15 protein-coding genes are annotated in these 15937 nt (G+C 61.0%); 8 read left to right on the top strand and 7 right to left on the bottom strand.

The window, feature by feature from the left end; genetic code table 11:
• Positions 1-14 precede the first annotated feature (14 nt).
• The 4 genes from AC1DYJ_RS28255 to AC1DYJ_RS28240 all read left to right on the top strand — a co-directional run bounded on the left by AC1DYJ_RS28255 (position 15) and on the right by AC1DYJ_RS28240 (position 2887).
• Positions 15-1046, top strand: coding sequence for a phosphatidylglycerol lysyltransferase domain-containing protein (locus AC1DYJ_RS28255; protein WP_477287113.1), 1032 nt, complete (start codon positions 15-17; stop codon positions 1044-1046).
• Positions 1047-1255: 209 nt separating this feature from the next.
• Complete coding sequence (locus AC1DYJ_RS28250; protein WP_477287111.1) at positions 1256-1582, top strand: PadR family transcriptional regulator; 327 nt, start codon at positions 1256-1258, stop codon at positions 1580-1582.
• A complete protein-coding gene (locus AC1DYJ_RS28245) occupies positions 1579-2145 on the top strand; it encodes a DUF1700 domain-containing protein (protein WP_477287109.1) in 567 nt (188 codons plus the stop codon). Before AC1DYJ_RS28250 ends, AC1DYJ_RS28245 begins: the two co-directional genes overlap by 4 nt.
• A 34-nt stretch (positions 2146-2179) precedes the next feature.
• Complete coding sequence (locus tag AC1DYJ_RS28240) at positions 2180-2887, top strand: GIN domain-containing protein (RefSeq protein WP_477287107.1); 708 nt, start codon at positions 2180-2182, stop codon at positions 2885-2887.
• A gap of 21 nt (positions 2888-2908) precedes the next feature.
• On the opposite strand, the gene AC1DYJ_RS28235 is transcribed toward AC1DYJ_RS28240, so the two are convergent.
• Entirely contained in the window at positions 2909-3670 is a 762-nt protein-coding gene (locus tag AC1DYJ_RS28235; RefSeq protein WP_477287105.1) for an ABC transporter permease, read from the bottom strand.
• A complete protein-coding gene (locus AC1DYJ_RS28230; RefSeq protein ID WP_477287104.1) occupies positions 3667-4593 on the bottom strand; it encodes an ABC transporter ATP-binding protein in 927 nt (308 codons plus the stop codon). The genes AC1DYJ_RS28235 and AC1DYJ_RS28230 overlap by 4 nt, the downstream gene beginning before the upstream one ends.
• Positions 4594-4845: 252 nt before the next feature.
• Here AC1DYJ_RS28230 and AC1DYJ_RS28225 point away from each other — a divergent pair, with 252 nt between their 5' ends.
• Positions 4846-6207 (top strand): cytochrome ubiquinol oxidase subunit I, encoded by a 1362-nt coding sequence (locus AC1DYJ_RS28225; RefSeq protein ID WP_477287102.1) that lies wholly within the window; start codon positions 4846-4848, stop codon positions 6205-6207.
• Position 6208: 1 nt separating this feature from the next.
• A complete protein-coding gene (locus AC1DYJ_RS28220; RefSeq protein ID WP_477287100.1) occupies positions 6209-7213 on the top strand; it encodes a cytochrome d ubiquinol oxidase subunit II in 1005 nt (334 codons plus the stop codon).
• A 246-nt stretch (positions 7214-7459) separates the two neighbouring features.
• On the opposite strand, the gene msrA is transcribed toward AC1DYJ_RS28220, so the two are convergent.
• From msrA to AC1DYJ_RS28200, 4 genes are all read right to left on the bottom strand, one after another.
• Positions 7460-8185, bottom strand: a complete 726-nt coding sequence (msrA, locus tag AC1DYJ_RS28215; protein WP_477287098.1) for a peptide-methionine (S)-S-oxide reductase MsrA — start codon at positions 8183-8185, stop codon at positions 7460-7462.
• A gap of 111 nt (positions 8186-8296) precedes the next feature.
• Positions 8297-8563 (bottom strand): hypothetical protein, encoded by a 267-nt coding sequence (locus tag AC1DYJ_RS28210; protein ID WP_477287096.1) that lies wholly within the window; start codon positions 8561-8563, stop codon positions 8297-8299.
• A gap of 75 nt (positions 8564-8638) precedes the next feature.
• Positions 8639-9331 (bottom strand): DUF1223 domain-containing protein, encoded by a 693-nt coding sequence (locus AC1DYJ_RS28205; RefSeq protein ID WP_477287094.1) that lies wholly within the window; start codon positions 9329-9331, stop codon positions 8639-8641.
• 113 nt (positions 9332-9444) lie between these two features.
• The gene (locus tag AC1DYJ_RS28200; RefSeq protein ID WP_477287092.1) at positions 9445-10476 is read right to left on the bottom strand and encodes a TadE/TadG family type IV pilus assembly protein; all 1032 of its coding nucleotides are present in this window, start codon (positions 10474-10476) and stop codon (positions 9445-9447) included.
• Positions 10477-10805: 329 nt separating this feature from the next.
• Between AC1DYJ_RS28200 and AC1DYJ_RS28195 the strand changes: the two genes are divergently transcribed.
• Together AC1DYJ_RS28195 and lepA are read left to right on the top strand one after the other, a co-directional pair.
• Positions 10806-11177: an endonuclease domain-containing protein gene (locus AC1DYJ_RS28195; RefSeq protein ID WP_477287090.1), complete on the top strand. Its 372-nt coding sequence runs from the start codon at positions 10806-10808 to the stop codon at positions 11175-11177.
• A 210-nt stretch (positions 11178-11387) separates the two neighbouring features.
• Positions 11388-13193: a translation elongation factor 4 gene (gene lepA / locus AC1DYJ_RS28190; RefSeq protein ID WP_095202822.1), complete on the top strand. Its 1806-nt coding sequence runs from the start codon at positions 11388-11390 to the stop codon at positions 13191-13193.
• 17 nt (positions 13194-13210) lie between these two features.
• Here the strand turns inward: lepA and AC1DYJ_RS28185 are convergent, their stop codons facing one another.
• Positions 13211-15679: a DEAD/DEAH box helicase family protein gene (locus AC1DYJ_RS28185; protein WP_477287087.1), complete on the bottom strand. Its 2469-nt coding sequence runs from the start codon at positions 15677-15679 to the stop codon at positions 13211-13213.
• Between the last annotated feature and the right edge of the window lie 258 nt (positions 15680-15937).

The following is a 15937-nucleotide window of genomic DNA, read 5'->3' as shown; positions in this document are numbered from 1 at the left end:
CGGAAGCTTCGACCATGCCCTCCTTGCGTATCTTTCTCGACAGACTGCTGGAGGGCGCCGCAGCCAAGGTGCCGCGTCTGGATTTGACGCATGTCGAGCGGCTGGCGCTGGTCCGCCGCTACGGCGACTTCTCGCTGGCCTATTCGACCGCCGTGCAGCAGAAACTGTCCTATTTCGGCGACGCCGACGGCTACATCGCCTTCGGCACCAAGATGAAGCATCACTTCGCGCTCGGCGACCCGGTGGCCCATGCCCCCGACCGGCCCGACTACATCAGACGCTTTGTCGAAGCTGCCGACAGCCCATGGTTCGTGCAGATCGGCGAACCGACGGCGCGCGTGCTGTCCGGGCTCGGCTACAAGGTCAATCGCCTCGGCATCGACACGCGGCTGGAGCTGCCGGCGCACGACTTTTCCGGCAAGCGCAACGAGACCGTGCGCTATTCCGAACGCTGGCTCCTGAAGAAGGGGTTTTCCTTTGGCGAGGGAGCGGTCTATCTCGACGAGGTCCAGCGGCTGTCGCAGAACTGGCGGGCCGACCGCATCGTCAAGCGCTGGGAGATGGCGTTCCTCAACCGCCCCTTTGCCGATCATCTCGGCATCGATATGCGCCGTTTCGTGCTCTACAGCCCGGAAGGCGAGCTTGTCGCCTTGCTCGATTTCGATCCGCTGTTCAGGGACGGCAAGGTGATCGGCTACACCACCTCGTTCAAGCGCAAGCACATCGACGCCTCGCCGCATGCCGAGATCGGCCTGACCAAATTCGCCGTCGACCGCTTTCGCAGCGAGGGCATTTCCGTCGTCACGCTCGGCCTGTCGCCGATGCTCGATGTCGGCGCCAATGACTTTGCCGAATCGAGCTTCTGGCGCAACGCCTTCGAGCGCGCCTATGAATCGCCCTGGGTCAACCGCAGCAAGTTCAACCTCAAGGGCCAGGCGGCGTTCAAGCGCCGCTTCCACGGCATCGAGGAGCCGACCTACATCGCCTTCCGCAAGGGCACGCTGGTCGAGATGCTGGGCCTGTTGCGCCTGATCAAGGCCATCTAGCAAGATCTTTGGCGGCCAGCTCGGCCGATCTGCCTCAACAAAACTGAAAATTTTGACCGACGCCACCGAGCGGCGGCGAGAGGCCCGCTATCATTGCTAACAAGCTACCTTGCATAAACAGGTAGCTTGTTATATGTATTCGGTACGCCGGAAGCTGAGCTATCCGGTAAGGACCGGAAGCTGAGCTATCCGGAAACCCGGAAGCTGACATGACCGACTCGATCCAGGTGCAGTTGCGAAAAGGCGCGCTTGAGCTGTGCGTGCTGGCCGTGCTGTCGCGCGGCGAGAGCTATGGCTACGAGATCGCCAGCACGCTGGTCGCCGCGGTCAATATGGGCGAAGGCACGATCTATCCGCTGATGCGCCGCATGCAGAATGACGGCCTCGTCGCCACCCGCATCGTCGAGTCGAGCAGCGGACCGCCGCGCAAATATTACCGGCTGACACCGCTCGGCGAGAGGGCATTCGACGTTCACCGCCGCGACTGGCGCTCGCTCTCGGCCGCCGTCGACCAACTTCTCAAGGATTTGCAATGACCAGGGATGATTTCTTGCAGAGATTGAGATTCGGGCTCGCCAGCCTGCCACCGCAGGAGATCGACGACATTGTCGGCGACTACGCCGCGCATTTTGCCGACGCGTCGGGCCGCAGCGAGGCGGAGGTCGCGGCTGCGTTGGGCGATCCCGCGAGGCTCGCCCGCGAACTGCAGGCCGAAGCCGGGCTGCGCCGTTTCGAATCCCATGGCAGCGTTTCGAACATGCTGTCGGCGACGCTGGCGCTTGCCGGCCTCGCCTTCGTCGACCTCGTCTTCCTGCTGCCGTTGCTTTTGACCGCTGTCATCCTCGGCATCGGCCTTGGCATCACGCTTGTCGCCGTCGGTGCGTTGGGGATCAAGATCATCATCACCACGCTGCTGTTCGACGCCGGCGGCGCCCTGACAGTGACGCTCGGCCGCGTCTTCATCGGCGCCGGGCTGGTAAGCTTTTTCATCGGCGGCGGCGCCTTGCTGCTCTTGGGCCAGGGCGCCGGCCTGCGGCTTCTCGGGCGCTATGCCCGGATGCATTCGCGCCTGACGCAATCGGACCGCAACCGCGCCTGAGCACATCTGTCATCACGTTGAAGGAAACCAGATCATGAGTGGAAAACTGGCATTCGCAGCGACGGTTGGACTGGTAGGCGCCGCCGTCTTCCTGGCGGTGGGCATCGGCCTTGCCGGGCCGGACTGGATCAATGCCGGCGGCTCGTGGATCGGCGGACAATCCACCTGCGGCGCGCTGACCCGGACGAAAAAAGAGGTCACGCTACCCTTCGACGCCAGTGACAGTTTCACCCTCGCCTTGCCGGGTTCGGTTCGCTATCGGCCGGGCGACAAGGCGCAGGCTGTGGTCAGCGGCGAAGCGGTTCTGATCGACCATCTGCGGCTGGAAGGCAGCCAGCTCAGCCTCGACTGCGAGACCGGCTGGTTCCCGTCCAGGCTTGATGTCACCGTGTCGGGACCGGCGATCACGGACTGGAAAGTGGTCGGCAGCGGCGACCTCGCGCTGGAGGAGATCAACCAGCCGAAGCTGCGGCTGAACATCAGCGGCAGCGGCAGCGTCACCGCCAGCGGAACCGCCCAGACGGTGGACCTCGAGATTTCGGGCTCGGGCGACGGGCGGCTGAGAAACCTGGTCGCCCAGTCCGCGCGGATCGAGATCCGCGGCAGCGGCGACGCCGAGGTAACCGCGCAGGCGGATGCGGATGTCTCGATCTCCGGCAGCGGCGACGTCGATCTCTACGGCCACCCGACGATGAAGCGTTCGCAGGTCAGAGGCAGCGGCAGCATCACGAATGTGCCGTAGCTGAGATTTGCCGGCTAGCGTTCAGTTGCGCAGCCGGTAGCCGGTCCGGAAGATCCAGCCGACAATGGCGATGCAGATGGCGAGGAACACAACGGTCATGCCAAGGCTGACGGCGACCGAGACGTCCGATTTGCCATAAAAGCTCCAGCGGAAGCCGCTGATCAGGTAGACGACCGGATTGAACAGCGTCACCGTGCGCCAGACCTCTGGCAGCATGTTGATCGAATAGAAGCTGCCGCCGAGGAAGGTCAGCGGGGTGATGATCAAAAGCGGCACCAGCTGCAACTGCTCAAAACTTTTCGCCCAGATGCCGATGATGAAGCCGAACAGGCTGAAGGTCACCGCCGTCAGCACCAGGAAGGCGAGCATCCAGACCGGATGCTGGATGTGCAGCGGCACGAACAGCGAGGCCGTGGCCAGGATGATCAGGCCGAGGATGATCGACTTGGTCGCGGCACCGCCGACATAGGCGATGACGATCTCCAGATAGGACACCGGCGCCGACAGCAATTCGTAGATCGAGCCGACGAATTTCGGGAAATAGATGGCGAAGGAGGCGTTGGAGATCGACTGCGTCAACAGCGACAGCATGATCAGGCCGGGCACGATGAAGGCGCCGTAGCTGATGCCGTCGATCTCGGTGATGCGCGAGCCGATGGCCGAACCGAAGACGACGAAATAGAGCGATGTCGAAATCACCGGCGAGACGATGCTCTGCAGCACGGTGCGGAACGCACGCGCCATCTCGACCCGGTAGATCGCCCAGACTGCGCGCCAGTTCATGGTTCTTGCCTCAGCAGATTGACGAAGATCTCCTCAAGCGAAGAGTTCTGCGTGTCCATGTCGCGAAACTGGATGCCGGCCGCCTCGAGCTCGCGCAGCAGCGAGGCGACGCCGGGGCGTTCGCTCTGGTTGTCATAGGTGTAGGTGAGCTGTGTGCCATCCGGCGAAAGCTCCAGCTTATAGCGCGAGAAAGCGTCGGGGATGGCGGTGAGCGGCGTGCGCAGCTCCAGCACCAGCCGCTTGCGGCCGAGCTTGTGCATCAGTTCGGCCTTGCCCTCGACCAGGATGATCTCGCCCTTGTTGATGACGCCGACGCGGTCGGCCATCGCCTCGGCCTCTTCGATGTAATGCGTGGTGAGGATGATGGTGACGCCATCGTCGCGCAGCCGGCGCACCATCGCCCACATGTCCTGGCGCAGTTCGACATCGACGCCGGCCGTCGGCTCGTCGAGGAACAGCACGCGCGGTTCGTGCGACAGCGCCTTGGCGATCATCAGCCGCCGCTTCATGCCGCCAGACAGCGTGATCGCCTTGGCGTCCTTCTTGTCCCACAGCGAGAGGTCGCGCAGCACTTTTTCGACGAAGCCCGGGTTGGGCGCCTTGCCGAACAGGCCGCGGCTGTAATTGACCGTGGTCCATACGGTCTCGAAAGCGTCGATGGTCAGCTCCTGCGGCACCAGCCCGATCAGGCTGCGCGCGGCGCGGTAATCGCGGCTGATGTCATTTCCGTCGACCGTGACGGTGCCCGACGAGCGGTTGACGATGCCGCAGACGATCGAGATCAGCGTCGTCTTGCCGGCGCCGTTCGGCCCCAGCAGCGCAAAGATCTCGCCACGTTCGATGTCGAGGTTGATTTCCTTCAGCGCCTTGAAGCCGGTGGCGTAGGTCTTGGTGACCCCGGAAATCGAAATAATGGAGGGCATGGCGGGGAACGGCTGCTTGAAAGGGCGGGGATTATTATTGCGCTGAATGTCGGTGCGCGCGGCCGGAAGTCAATGCCGCTGCTGACAATTGTGGACAAACGTTCTCTTTTGGCCGTTTCGCCGGCGTAGCCGGTGCCGCTGACGGATTGGCCTCATCTGCTGCGACAACGCGCCCCGCGTGGCGCCACGCCGCTTTGACCGCATCGCAGCAGCAGCCTATTCTGGGACAAGAAACAGCAGCCGGAGCCCGCCATGGACCCGCTCATCCTGTCGCGTATGCAGTTCGGGGCGAACATCTCGTTCCACATCCTGTTTCCGACGATCACCATTGCGCTTGGCTGGGTGCTGCTGTTCTTCAAGCTGCGATACAACGCCACTGGCGATTCCGCCTGGATGCGCGCCTATTTCACCTGGGTTAAGGTGTTCGCGCTGTCCTTCGCCATGGGCGTAGTCTCGGGCGTCACCATGAGCTTCCAGTTCGGCACCAACTGGCCGGGCTATATGGAAAAGGTCGGCAACATCGCCGGGCCATTGCTCGCCTACGAGATCCTCACCGCCTTCTTCCTCGAGGCCGCCTTCCTCGGTATCATGCTGTTCGGCTTCCGCCGCGTGTCGAACCGCGTCCATACGCTGGCGACCGTGCTGGTCGCCGGCGGCACCACGCTGTCGGCGTTCTGGATCATTGCGCTCAATTCCTGGATGCAAACGCCGGCCGGCTTCGAGATCATCGACGGCAAGGCGCATCCCGTCGACTGGTGGGCGATCGTCTTCAACCCGTCCATGCCCTACCGGCTCGTGCACATGCTGCTCGCCTCGGGGCTCACCGTCTCCTTCCTGATCGCCGGCCTGTCGGCGCTGCGCTATCTCAGCGGCGACCGTTCGGAATCGATGTGGAAGGCGCTGCGCACCGGCGTCTTCACCGCCGCCATCCTGATCCCGATCCAGATCTTCGCCGGCGATCAGCACGGGCTGAACACGCTGGAACACCAGCCGCAGAAGATCGCCGCCATGGAGGCCAACTGGAACACCGGCCCCAACGTGCCGCTGGTGCTGTTTGCCATTCCGGACGAGGCGACCAAGGAAAACAAGTTCGAGATCACCATTCCTGACGGCGCCAGCCTGGTGCTGCGCCACTCCACCAGCGGCATCGTGCCGGGGCTCAACGACTATCCTGGCCTGCACCCGCCGGTCTTCCCGGTATTCTGGGGTTTCCGCATCATGGTCGGCACCGGCATTTTGATGCTTGTCGTCTCTTGGTCGGCGACCTTCTTCCTAAAACGCCGGCACAGCCTGCCGAGGCCGCTGGCCATGCTGATGGTGCCGATGTCGCTGTCGGGCTGGCTGGCGACGCTTGCCGGCTGGTACACGACCGAGATCGGCCGCCAGCCCTGGCTGGTGACGGGCGTGTTGAAGACCGCCGATGCGGTCGGCCCCGTCGCCGGCAGCCATGTCGCGCTGACGCTGGCGATCTATCTCATCCTCTATGTGCTTTTGCTGATCGCCTATCTCGGCGTGCTGGTGCACCTGGCGCTGAAGGCGGCCAAGGACGGCGACACCTCGCCGCTGCCGGGCGTGATGAAGACGGCCATGTCGCAACCGGCTGCAGGAGAGTGACATGAGCTTCGACTGGCCAACCGCGCTCCCCCTCATCTTCGCCGGACTGATGGGCCTCGCCATCCTGATCTATGTCATCCTCGACGGCTTCGATCTCGGCATCGGCATCCTGTTCTCGGTCGCCGAAGATACCGAGCAGGACACGATGATCGCGGCAATAGGCCCGTTCTGGGACGCCAACGAGACCTGGCTGGTGCTGGCCGTCGGCCTGCTCCTGGTCGCCTTCCCGATGGCGCACGGCGTCATCCTCACCGCGCTATACATCCCGGTCTTCGTGCTGCTGGTCGGGCTCATCCTGCGCGGCGTCGCCTTCGATTTCCGCGCCAAGGTGCCGTCCGGCAAGAAGCATCGCTGGAACCGCATCTTCTTCCTCGGTTCCATCATCGCCTCACTGGCGCAAGGCTATATGCTGGGCGTCTATGTGCTCGGCCTCGATGTCGGCCTGGGCGGCATGGCCTTCGGCGCGCTGGTGGCGCTCTGCCTGTCGGCCGCCTATGCCGCGATGGGAGCGGCCTGGGTGATCTACAAGACCGAAGGCGAATTGCAGAAGAAGGCGGTGGCCTGGCTGCGCACCGCGCTGGTGCTGACCGCACTCGGCATGGCGGCGGTGTCGCTGGCCACGCCCTTCGCCAGCCCGCGCATCTTCGCCAAATGGTTCGTCTGGCCCGAAATGCTCTATCTGTCGCCGCTGCCGATCCTGTCGGCGCTGCTGTTCCTGTGGCTGTGGCGGCAGACTTTTCATCTGCCCAAGCCCGACGACCGCCACGCGCTCCGCCCCTTCCTGACGCTGGCCGCCATCTTCGCGCTCGGCTTTGCCGGGCTGGCCTGGTCGTTCTACCCCTTCGTGGTGCCCGACAGGCTGACCATCTGGCAAGCCGCGTCGGCGACCGAAAGCCTCGCCATCATCCTCGCCGGCACGGTGGTCGTGCTGCCGGTGATTATCTTCTATTCGTTCTACGCGTATCGGGTGTTTGGGGGGAAGGCGACGGATCTGACTTATGATTGAGGGGGCTCGCTAATAGCGGTTTGCGCGAGGCACCCCCCTCTGGCCTGCCGGCCATCTCCCCCTCAAGGGGGGAGATCAGATAGCACTTCGGCTTTCGCCAATCGCCAACGCCGGTAGCGAGGCAGAACAGCTAAGCTGCTAATCTCCCCCCTTGAGGGGGAGATGCCCGGCAGGGCAGAGGGGGGTGCTGTCCCGCCGGTGTTTCTCGGGGGCGCGCCGCCCCCGCCCTCATCCCAAGCGCAACCCTCAGCTCTTCCCCGCCAGCACCAGCACCGGCTTGTCGCTGTACAGCGCCGGGAACAGCGACTTCAAATTCGCCACCTTGGGCAGGTCGTTGTAGACGATGTAGGGGTAGGTCGGGTTGAGCGTCAGGAAATCCTGGTGATATTCCTCGGCCGGATAGAAGGTTTTGCCCGTCTCCAGCGTGGTGACGATGGGTTTTGAAAACACCTTGGCCTCGTCGAGCTGGGCGATGTAGCTCTGGGCGATCTTCTGCTGCTCGCCATTCTCGGCAAAGATGGTCGAACGGTACTGGGTGCCCGAGTCCGGTCCCTGATAGTTCAGCTGCGTCGGGTTATGCGCGACCGAGAAATAGACCTGTAAGAGCTGGCCGTAGGTCACCTTGGCCGGATCGTAAGTGATCTCGACCGATTCGGCATGGCCGGTCGTGCCGGAGCCGACAACCTCATAGACGGCGTTTTCAGCGCTGCCGCCGGTGTAGCCGGAGACCGCCTTGGTCACGCCCTTGACGTGCTGGAACACGCCCTGCACGCCCCAGAAGCAGCCGCCGGCGAAGATCGCCTTCTCTGAGCCGCTGGCGGCCTTCTCATCCATTGCCGGCGGCGGGATCACCACCGCGTCCTCGGCCGAGCGCGCGGGGCTCTGCCAGAAGGCAGCCGCCGCCGCGGCGACGATGAGCGCGGCAAGCGCGCTTTTGACGATCGGCGTTCTCGTCTTTGCAATGCCGGTCATGTCTGATCTCCTTGATGGTATCGACGACTATACGACAGATCGTCCCGTCTGGTTTCTCAAATTGCCGTGCGCCGGCCCGGCCGCTGTACAGCCGGGCCGCGGGTTCAAGCCTTAGTTGGCGGGCGCCATCGCATCCGCCGGCTTCATCGCATCCGTCGCGGGTTTCATGGCATCGGTCGCCGGCTTCATGGCGTCGGTGGCGGGCTTCATCGCATTCGTCGCCATCGGATCGACGGGCTTCATGGCATCGGTCGCCGGCTTCATCGCCTCGGTGGCCATGGGATCGGCCGGCTTCATGGCGTTGTCTTCGGCGCGGGCGCCGGCGGCGAAGGCCGTCATCGAAAGCGCAAAGGCGAGCGCCGTCAGGGTCTTGGTCATTGGTATTTCCTCTCTGAAAGGGGCGCGCGGATGCGAGCCCGGGTGTGCCGCTGTTGCGGCGTTGGGGTGGAAAAATCAGTTGGCGGCTGCGGCCAGGATCGGCCCGCCGCCGGGCGTCTGCACCAGCACCGCAGTGCTCAGGCCGCCGGAGGCCGCCGGCAGCGGCAGCGTGGTGGCGTCGCCGCTCCAGCTGCCGAGTTTCTCCAGCGAGTGCACGACATTGGCATGCGGCAGCGTGCGGCCGGTGTTCTCGCCGCGCGCCACCGGCACCTCGATGACGCCCTTGTTGTAACGAACCAGCCAGACATCGGCCTTGCCGCCCGGTGCCGAACCCGCGCCGATGCTGATCTTGCCGCCATCGAGCGACAGCGACGGACCGGCTGCGTGGGTGCTCGAGGAAATCAGCTGCTCGATCTCGCCGGGCGCAGCCCCCACCGCATCGGCACCGCCATTGACCACCACCTGCGGCGTGAACGGGCCGGAACGGCCAAGCGACGGCTCATAGCGCATCTGGCGCTGCGTGAATTCCTCGCGCCCAAAAGTGTCCTTCCAGCCGAGATAGTCCCAGTAGGTGACGTTGAACGACAGCGCCAGAACGCCCGGCTGGTCCTTGACCTTGATCAGGTTGGCATTGGCCGGCGGGCAGGACGAGCAGCCCTGGCTGGTGAAGAGCTCGACCACGGTGAGCGGCTGGGCGAAGGCGGTGCCCAGCGACGAAAACAGCGATACGGCGAGCACACCGGACAAGGCGATGAGTTTTCTGGACATTGGCAGGCTCCGTGGGGGCGCTGAATGCGCCGGTCATCTCCCACTTCGTTGCCGCCAGAAGCTTCGTTACAGTGCTCACCGGTTTGTGATTGCGGGCGCCGACGCCCGCAACATTACTGCGTCAGCACCGTCTCCGACGGCCGCTGGCTGTAATCGCATTTGCCCATCACGGTGTAGAAGAAGTCGGCGTTCGAGACCGGCGCCGGCACGGCGTTGCCACCGTCTTCCCAAGCCTGGTAGCCGGTCTGGCCGCAGGGCACGGCGGTGAAGATGTTGACGGTCGTTCCGGTCGCCACCTCGGGCATGTTGGTCGTGCTCGGGCCGAGATAGAGCCGGTTCGACGTCACCGGGTCGTCCGATTTCAGCACCTTCGGGTTGCCTGACGGCACGTCCATCTGCAGGTAAAGCGCATTCATCTGGCTGACGTCGATGACCGCGCCGGCGCCGTTGGATGGATACATGGTGTCGACGCACGTGGTCACATACTTCTTGCTGCCGCTGGTTTGCGTGATGGCTCCGACCGGCAGATTGTTGAAATTGTTTACGGTGGCGGTCGTGCACACCTGCTTCTGGACCATGGTGGTGATGTCGGCGCCGCCATTGTTGGTGATGGTGTTGACGATGGTCGTGCCATAGCCTTTCGGATCGCCAAAACCATTGTAAGCGTAGGTGATCGTCATCAGCGGCTTGGCCGAGGTGGCTCCGAACTTGGTGCCGTAGAGGGTCATCGTCTTACCCCAGTAACCCGACACCTTGGTCACCTTGAACGTTGTCTGCACCAACGCCGGCGTCTTGCGCACCGCCGAGATCACGCCGATCGGCACCGTGTTGATCCTGGCAATCGACATGAAGGTGGTCGGCATCGGATAGCTTGCCGAAGCGGTGAAGCTGGCAGTACCGAAGGCATCGACCGAAACGGTGTTGAGCGTGGCAGTGCCGAGCCCGCCATTGGCCGTATAGGTTTGCTGCAGCAGCGTCTGGCGATCGGGCTTGGTGGTGTCGGTCGGCATTGTCGTGATCGCCAATATACCGGCGTCCAGCGCGTCCTGCATGTTGCTCCTCGTGGTGACCGCCGACGTGTAGTCGACGGAAAAACCGACGGCGAGCACCAGCGGAACGGCCATGAGGACGAGAATCGGGGCCATCGAGCCATCCGTCGACCGCATGAATTTCTTCATGCGCCCGGCTATCCCAGCCGGGCTAAGTGTCTGGGCAGGTTTGAACATTTCAGCGCCTTCGCAACCACGGCTGTGAGCCGATTTACCATCCGCACGCGACGTTGAGCCAAATCGGTGCATGAATACTTAAGCGGATTTGAATATTCCGTGAGATCGCCGTGAATTGAGTTCGGAAAGGCCACGGGGCGCCGACGCCCCCTTGCCTTCTCCCCTTGTGGGAGAAGGTGGATCGGCGCGCAGCGCCGAGACGGATGAGGGGTGTTCCAGCGGAGTGAGGCGTTGGTTAATCTAACATCATGCCGCATCAACCCGTCGCTCCCGCAAAACGAAGCTTTGCCCGATCGCTGCGACGTGAAATGACGGAGGCGGAAGAGCGGCTGTGGAACGAACTCCGCGATCGCAGGCTCGACCGGATCAAATTTCGGCGCCAGGTTCCCGTTGGAAAATACGTCGCCGATTTCGCTTGTCTTGAAGCACGCCTCATTGTCGAGATCGATGGCAGTCAGCACGCGTACTCAGAGTCAGACCGGGCCCGCAAAACTGAACTGGAGGCGAGAGGCTTTCGTGTGCTACGCTTCTGGAATGACGATGTCCTGAAAGACATGGACAGCGTCTGCACTACGATCATCGCTTATGTCAGGGATGTCAGTTTGAAGCCGTGGCGGTGAAAGGGCCCTTGCCTTCTCCCCTTGTGGGAGAAGGTGTCGCCGAAGGCGACGGATGAGGGGGGTTCCAGCGGAGTGAGGCGTTGGCGTTCCCTGGAACACCCCTCATCCGTCTCGGCGCTGTCGCGCCGATCCACCTTCTCCCACAAGGGGAGAAGGCAAGCGCGCGCCCCGCTTGCCCCTCAACCCTGCCCCTGCTAAAGCCGCCCCATCATGAGCACGCCTCTCGACCACATCCGCAATTTCTCCATTGTCGCCCATATCGACCATGGCAAATCCACGCTTGCCGACCGGCTGATCCAGTCCACCGGCGGGCTGGAGCTGCGCGACATGAAGGAGCAGGTGCTGGACTCGATGGACATCGAGCGCGAGCGCGGCATCACCATCAAGGCGCAGACGGTGCGGCTGAAATACCGTGCCAACAATGGCGAGGACTATATCCTCAACCTCATCGACACGCCCGGCCATGTCGACTTCGCCTATGAGGTGTCGCGGTCGCTCGCCGCCTGCGAGGGCTCGCTGCTGGTCGTCGACGCATCCCAAGGCGTCGAGGCGCAGACGCTGGCCAATGTCTACCAGGCCATCGACAACAACCACGAGATCGTCGTGGTGCTGAACAAGGTCGACCTGCCGGCCGCCGAGCCCGAGCGCATCCGCGAACAAGTCGAGGAAGTGATCGGCATCGACGCTTCCAACGCCGTGCTGATCTCGGCCAAGACCGGCCTTGGCATTCCCGATGTACTGGAAGCGATCGTCCACCAATTGCCGCCGCCGCGCGAAGGCGATGCCACCGCGCCGCTGAAGGCCATGCTGGTCGACAGCTGGTACGACGCCTATCTCGGCGTCATCGTTCTGGTGCGCATCATCGATGGCGTTTTGAAAAAGGGCCAGACTATCCGCATGATGGGCACCGGCGCCAAATATCTGGTTGAGCGCACCGGCGTGTTCACGCCCGCCCGCATCAATGTCGACGAGCTCGGCCCCGGCGAGTTCGGCTTCTTCACCGGCTCTATCAAGGAAGTGGCCGACACGCGCGTCGGCGACACCATCACCGAGGACAAGCGCGCCACTGCGCATGCCTTGCCCGGCTTCAAGCCGGCGCAGCCGGTGGTGTTCTGCGGCCTGTTCCCGGTCGACGCCGCCGATTTCGAGGACCTGCGCGCCGCCGTCGGCAAATTGCGCCTCAACGACGCGTCCTTCTCCTATGAAATGGAAACCTCTGCCGCGCTCGGCTTCGGCTATCGCTGCGGCTTCCTTGGCCTGCTGCATCTCGAAATCATCCAGGAGCGGCTGGAGCGCGAGTTCAACCTCGACCTGATCGCCACCGCGCCGAGCGTCGTCTACCGGCTTTTGCTCAATGACGGCTCGGTCAAGGAACTGCACAACCCCGCCGACATGCCCGACGTGGTGAAGATCTCGGCCATCGAGGAGCCGTGGATCCGCGCCACCATCCTGACCCCCGACGACTATCTCGGTGGCATCCTGAAACTCTGCCAGGACCGGCGCGGCATCCAGGCTGACCTGTCCTATGTCGGCAAACGCGCCATGCTGACCTACGATTTGCCGCTCAACGAAGTCGTCTTCGACTTTTATGACCGGCTGAAGTCGATCTCCAAGGGCTACGCCTCCTTCGACTATCATCTGACCGACTATCGCGAGGGCGACCTGGTGAAAATGTCGATCCTGGTCAATGAGGAGCCGGTCGACGCGCTGTCCATGCTGGTCCACCGCACGGCGGCGGAAAAGCGCGGCCGCCAGATGTGCGAGAAGCTCAAGGAGCTGATCCCGCACCACCTGTTCAAGATCCCGATCCAGGCCGCCATCGGCGGCAAGGTCATCGCCCGCGAAACCATCTCCGCGCTCCGCAAGGACGTCACCGCCAAGTGCTACGGCGGCGACGTGTCGCGCAAACGCAAGCTGCTGGACAAGCAGAAAGAGGGCAAGAAGCGGATGCGCCAGTTCGGCAAAGTGGATATCCCGCAGGAGGCGTTTATCCAGGCGCTGAAGATGGGGGATTGAGCGGTCCGGCCATCTCATCAGCGTGTAAATGAGCGGGTGAAGCGACCCTCAAATCGCCCAGGTATCATATCTGCCGCGGTCAAAGCCGCAGCCGCATCATCGCGGGAGCGGTACTTGTTTCCAGTGCCCAGGTTAATACCCAAAGACTTAAGTGCGTCCCTCAATTCCAAAAGCTTAGCTGCGTCGATAATACGAAAATCGGGTGCGGGCGAAGCTTCGACACCAAATTTGAATTTTGGGTGGATCATTATGGGGAGTGCCGAATTTGCTGGCGGGTAGTTTTGACCAAACCAGGAAACGGAGCCTAGAAGCTGATTGCAGTCCGTCTTTGAGATGTATTCCGCTACGACAGCGCCACTTTTGCATTCAATTACGAAATAGCGATTCGCGCCAACACCCCAAAGGTTGTCGGGCCCCTTGCCAGTTTCGATTTCGGGCCTTTGGGCTGCGAACCCAATAAATTGGCCAATGTTGTGTACGGCAGCCTCAAACCTCTTTGTGGCGAGGGGATCCCACTCTAGGTCATCCAAGAGAGCGTTCATCCAAAGAACCAGATCGTTTCCATCCGGAAATCTAGCCATAAACCTGTGGGCATCAAAAAATTGATTTTCGGGTGTTCCCAATCTCTTGTATTCGATGCCCTCTATTGGCTTGATAACCCGGTTGTTTAGGGCGACCGCCGAAAGTAGAATCTTCTGTGATTCCACTCGATCAATGTAGTGATAATATTCCGCCAGCTGCTGTTTAAGATATCCCTTCACCCTATCTTCTGGAGCTGCGTTAATGGCAGCCTGCATCGCTTCGACAGAGCGATTATACTGGCGAATACGCGCAAAATCGAAGGCAGCTCTCTGACCGCCAACGTACTCTTCCATGTAGAAATAGTTGGTATCAGGCGCTTGAACGATAGCCTCCTTGGAAATTCTGATCCAATCTCCGTCAGCCTTAAAAGAATAGTCTAAAACAGACTTCAGATCGACCATCTTGTTCAGAACAATCTGCTTTGCTAGTTGTCGCGCCACCTTAAGTTGCGCTTTGGTGATCTCGGTAAAGAACTTGGCGGTTTCGTGAAAATTAATCGCCTTTGCCAGCCCGGAGCCCCACAAAAGCACCACACATCGGTCTTCACTGGATCGAACACCTCGACCCATACCTTGCTCGATTCGTTGGACCAGCTCGATATTCGAGCCGGTGGTTCCCTCCAGCGCGGCGGCATTGACCCGAGCTATTAAGCTTGAATAGGTCGGAACTCCGTCGAGGATGAGCATCTCACAGGCGGTCCCGGGCAGATCTACGCCATCATATTTGTTGACTAGAACGGCCAGCCCCAAGTGACCGGCTTTAAGTTTTTCCACGCCGTCGTGAATATTGTCCTTGTTGAGGGTCGCCGCTGCAACGTCTTTCCAATGGTTCGCTTGGTTCGTTGAAGGGACAATAACGACGACATTTCGAGTTTTCGCCACCTCTGCGGCGAAAGCTTTAAGGTCATCGAATTTGATTTCGCGATTCAGCTCTTGGGGTGTGATTATCATTCTCACCCCCATATCCCCGGCCCCTTTGGGCTTTATTGGCTTTGATATGGCTTGGGGGTCCGCACGAAAATGTGTAACCAGTATTCCATCGTTGGCTAAGGTAGCGGTCATGAATATTTTGCGACGGGCCGCACTTAACGAGGGGATGACGTCAATTGGAATGCAGCGCTGTGCAATTTCAATCCGTTGCGCCGTAACTGCGCATTGACAGAGATCTATTACGTCAATCAGCAGATCGAGCTTAAACTGTAAATCGCCCAAGCCTCTGTTTTTTATTAGAATGCCAGCGACATCGGCCGATCGATCCTTCCAAATCCAATAAGGTAGCTCACAGAGCACGGCCGGATCACCGTTGAGTATCCTAGAGTGCTCTATGGAGCTATATTGCCTAAGTGGTTCTGAAAATAGACCCCATAGGTCTTTATAGAGCTGTGTTTCTGATTTTGCTTCAATTGTAAACTGCTCTTCGATGCTCTGGAAACACGCGTGGGCGTCATCGATGACAATCGCATCGATTGGAATTTTCTTTTCCTTGACGCCGAATACTGACCGTCCGTTCACAATTTTTCGAATGTTCGTAACGAGTATACTTTCACCTCTCATGAACGCCATGTCATTTTCGGATTCGGTTGCAGAGATACCAAGCGCCGCCGCTTCCGCTAAAACTTGTGACGTTAGATATTTGTCTGGAGTGACGTAGACCGCCGGTCGAAGCCCTTCATTCGTACTGCTTTTTAACGCGAGTAGACCGACCAACGTCTTTCCAGAGCCGGTGTTCATTTTGATCGTCAGATCATGCTCATCGCGCCTTACGAACCACCCATCGAGAACTTCGGCTTGCTCATCCGATGGTCGTTTGAACTTTGGGTTGCGAGTGAGTGTCGTAAAGATTTTTCGCGGCTCTATAATTGTGCCATCGCCGCCGCCAGCTTTAAAAAGATCGAAATTTATCAAGTTTCCCCCCAACTTTCAGAACGATCACCAATTCCACCTGAGGAGTATCCTAAACAAGAAAGGCGTCACTGAACACTGCCGGTTGAAGTGTTGGTCAAAAACGTGTGCTTTTCATATTTGCTACAATTCTTGTAGAAAGTGCGCGCCCAGTAGCGCCGGTAATCCTCGGGCTGGTCGGGCCGCCGTCAGAACCATTCACTGCGTAGCGGACCCATTGAAAACACCTCGCCATGGCGTATCCTTTCCCCGGCTTGGAGA

This window comes from Mesorhizobium sp. P2_B11 (assembly GCF_056404855.1).
This window is presented reverse-complemented; position numbering and strand designations above follow the sequence as displayed.

Excerpts from the sequence above, each read along its gene's own strand:
- AC1DYJ_RS28255 (WP_477287113.1), top strand. The coding sequence starts at position 15 with ATGCCCTCCTTGCGTATCTTTCTCGACAGACTGCTGGAGGGCGCCGCA.
- AC1DYJ_RS28250 (WP_477287111.1), top strand. The coding sequence starts at position 1,256 with ATGACCGACTCGATCCAGGTGCAGTTGCGAAAAGGCGCGCTTGAGCTG.
- AC1DYJ_RS28245 (WP_477287109.1), top strand. The coding sequence starts at position 1,579 with ATGACCAGGGATGATTTCTTGCAGAGATTGAGATTCGGGCTCGCCAGC.
- AC1DYJ_RS28240 (WP_477287107.1), top strand. The coding sequence starts at position 2,180 with ATGAGTGGAAAACTGGCATTCGCAGCGACGGTTGGACTGGTAGGCGCC.
- AC1DYJ_RS28235 (WP_477287105.1), bottom strand. The coding sequence starts at position 3,670 with ATGAACTGGCGCGCAGTCTGGGCGATCTACCGGGTCGAGATGGCGCGT.
- AC1DYJ_RS28230 (WP_477287104.1), bottom strand. The coding sequence starts at position 4,593 with ATGCCCTCCATTATTTCGATTTCCGGGGTCACCAAGACCTACGCCACC.
- AC1DYJ_RS28225 (WP_477287102.1), top strand. The coding sequence starts at position 4,846 with ATGGACCCGCTCATCCTGTCGCGTATGCAGTTCGGGGCGAACATCTCG.
- AC1DYJ_RS28220 (WP_477287100.1), top strand. The coding sequence starts at position 6,209 with ATGAGCTTCGACTGGCCAACCGCGCTCCCCCTCATCTTCGCCGGACTG.
- msrA (WP_477287098.1), bottom strand. The coding sequence starts at position 8,185 with ATGACCGGCATTGCAAAGACGAGAACGCCGATCGTCAAAAGCGCGCTT.
- AC1DYJ_RS28210 (WP_477287096.1), bottom strand. The coding sequence starts at position 8,563 with ATGACCAAGACCCTGACGGCGCTCGCCTTTGCGCTTTCGATGACGGCC.
- AC1DYJ_RS28205 (WP_477287094.1), bottom strand. The coding sequence starts at position 9,331 with ATGTCCAGAAAACTCATCGCCTTGTCCGGTGTGCTCGCCGTATCGCTG.
- AC1DYJ_RS28200 (WP_477287092.1), bottom strand. The coding sequence starts at position 10,476 with ATGGCCCCGATTCTCGTCCTCATGGCCGTTCCGCTGGTGCTCGCCGTC.
- AC1DYJ_RS28195 (WP_477287090.1), top strand. The coding sequence starts at position 10,806 with ATGCCGCATCAACCCGTCGCTCCCGCAAAACGAAGCTTTGCCCGATCG.
- lepA (WP_095202822.1), top strand. The coding sequence starts at position 11,388 with ATGAGCACGCCTCTCGACCACATCCGCAATTTCTCCATTGTCGCCCAT.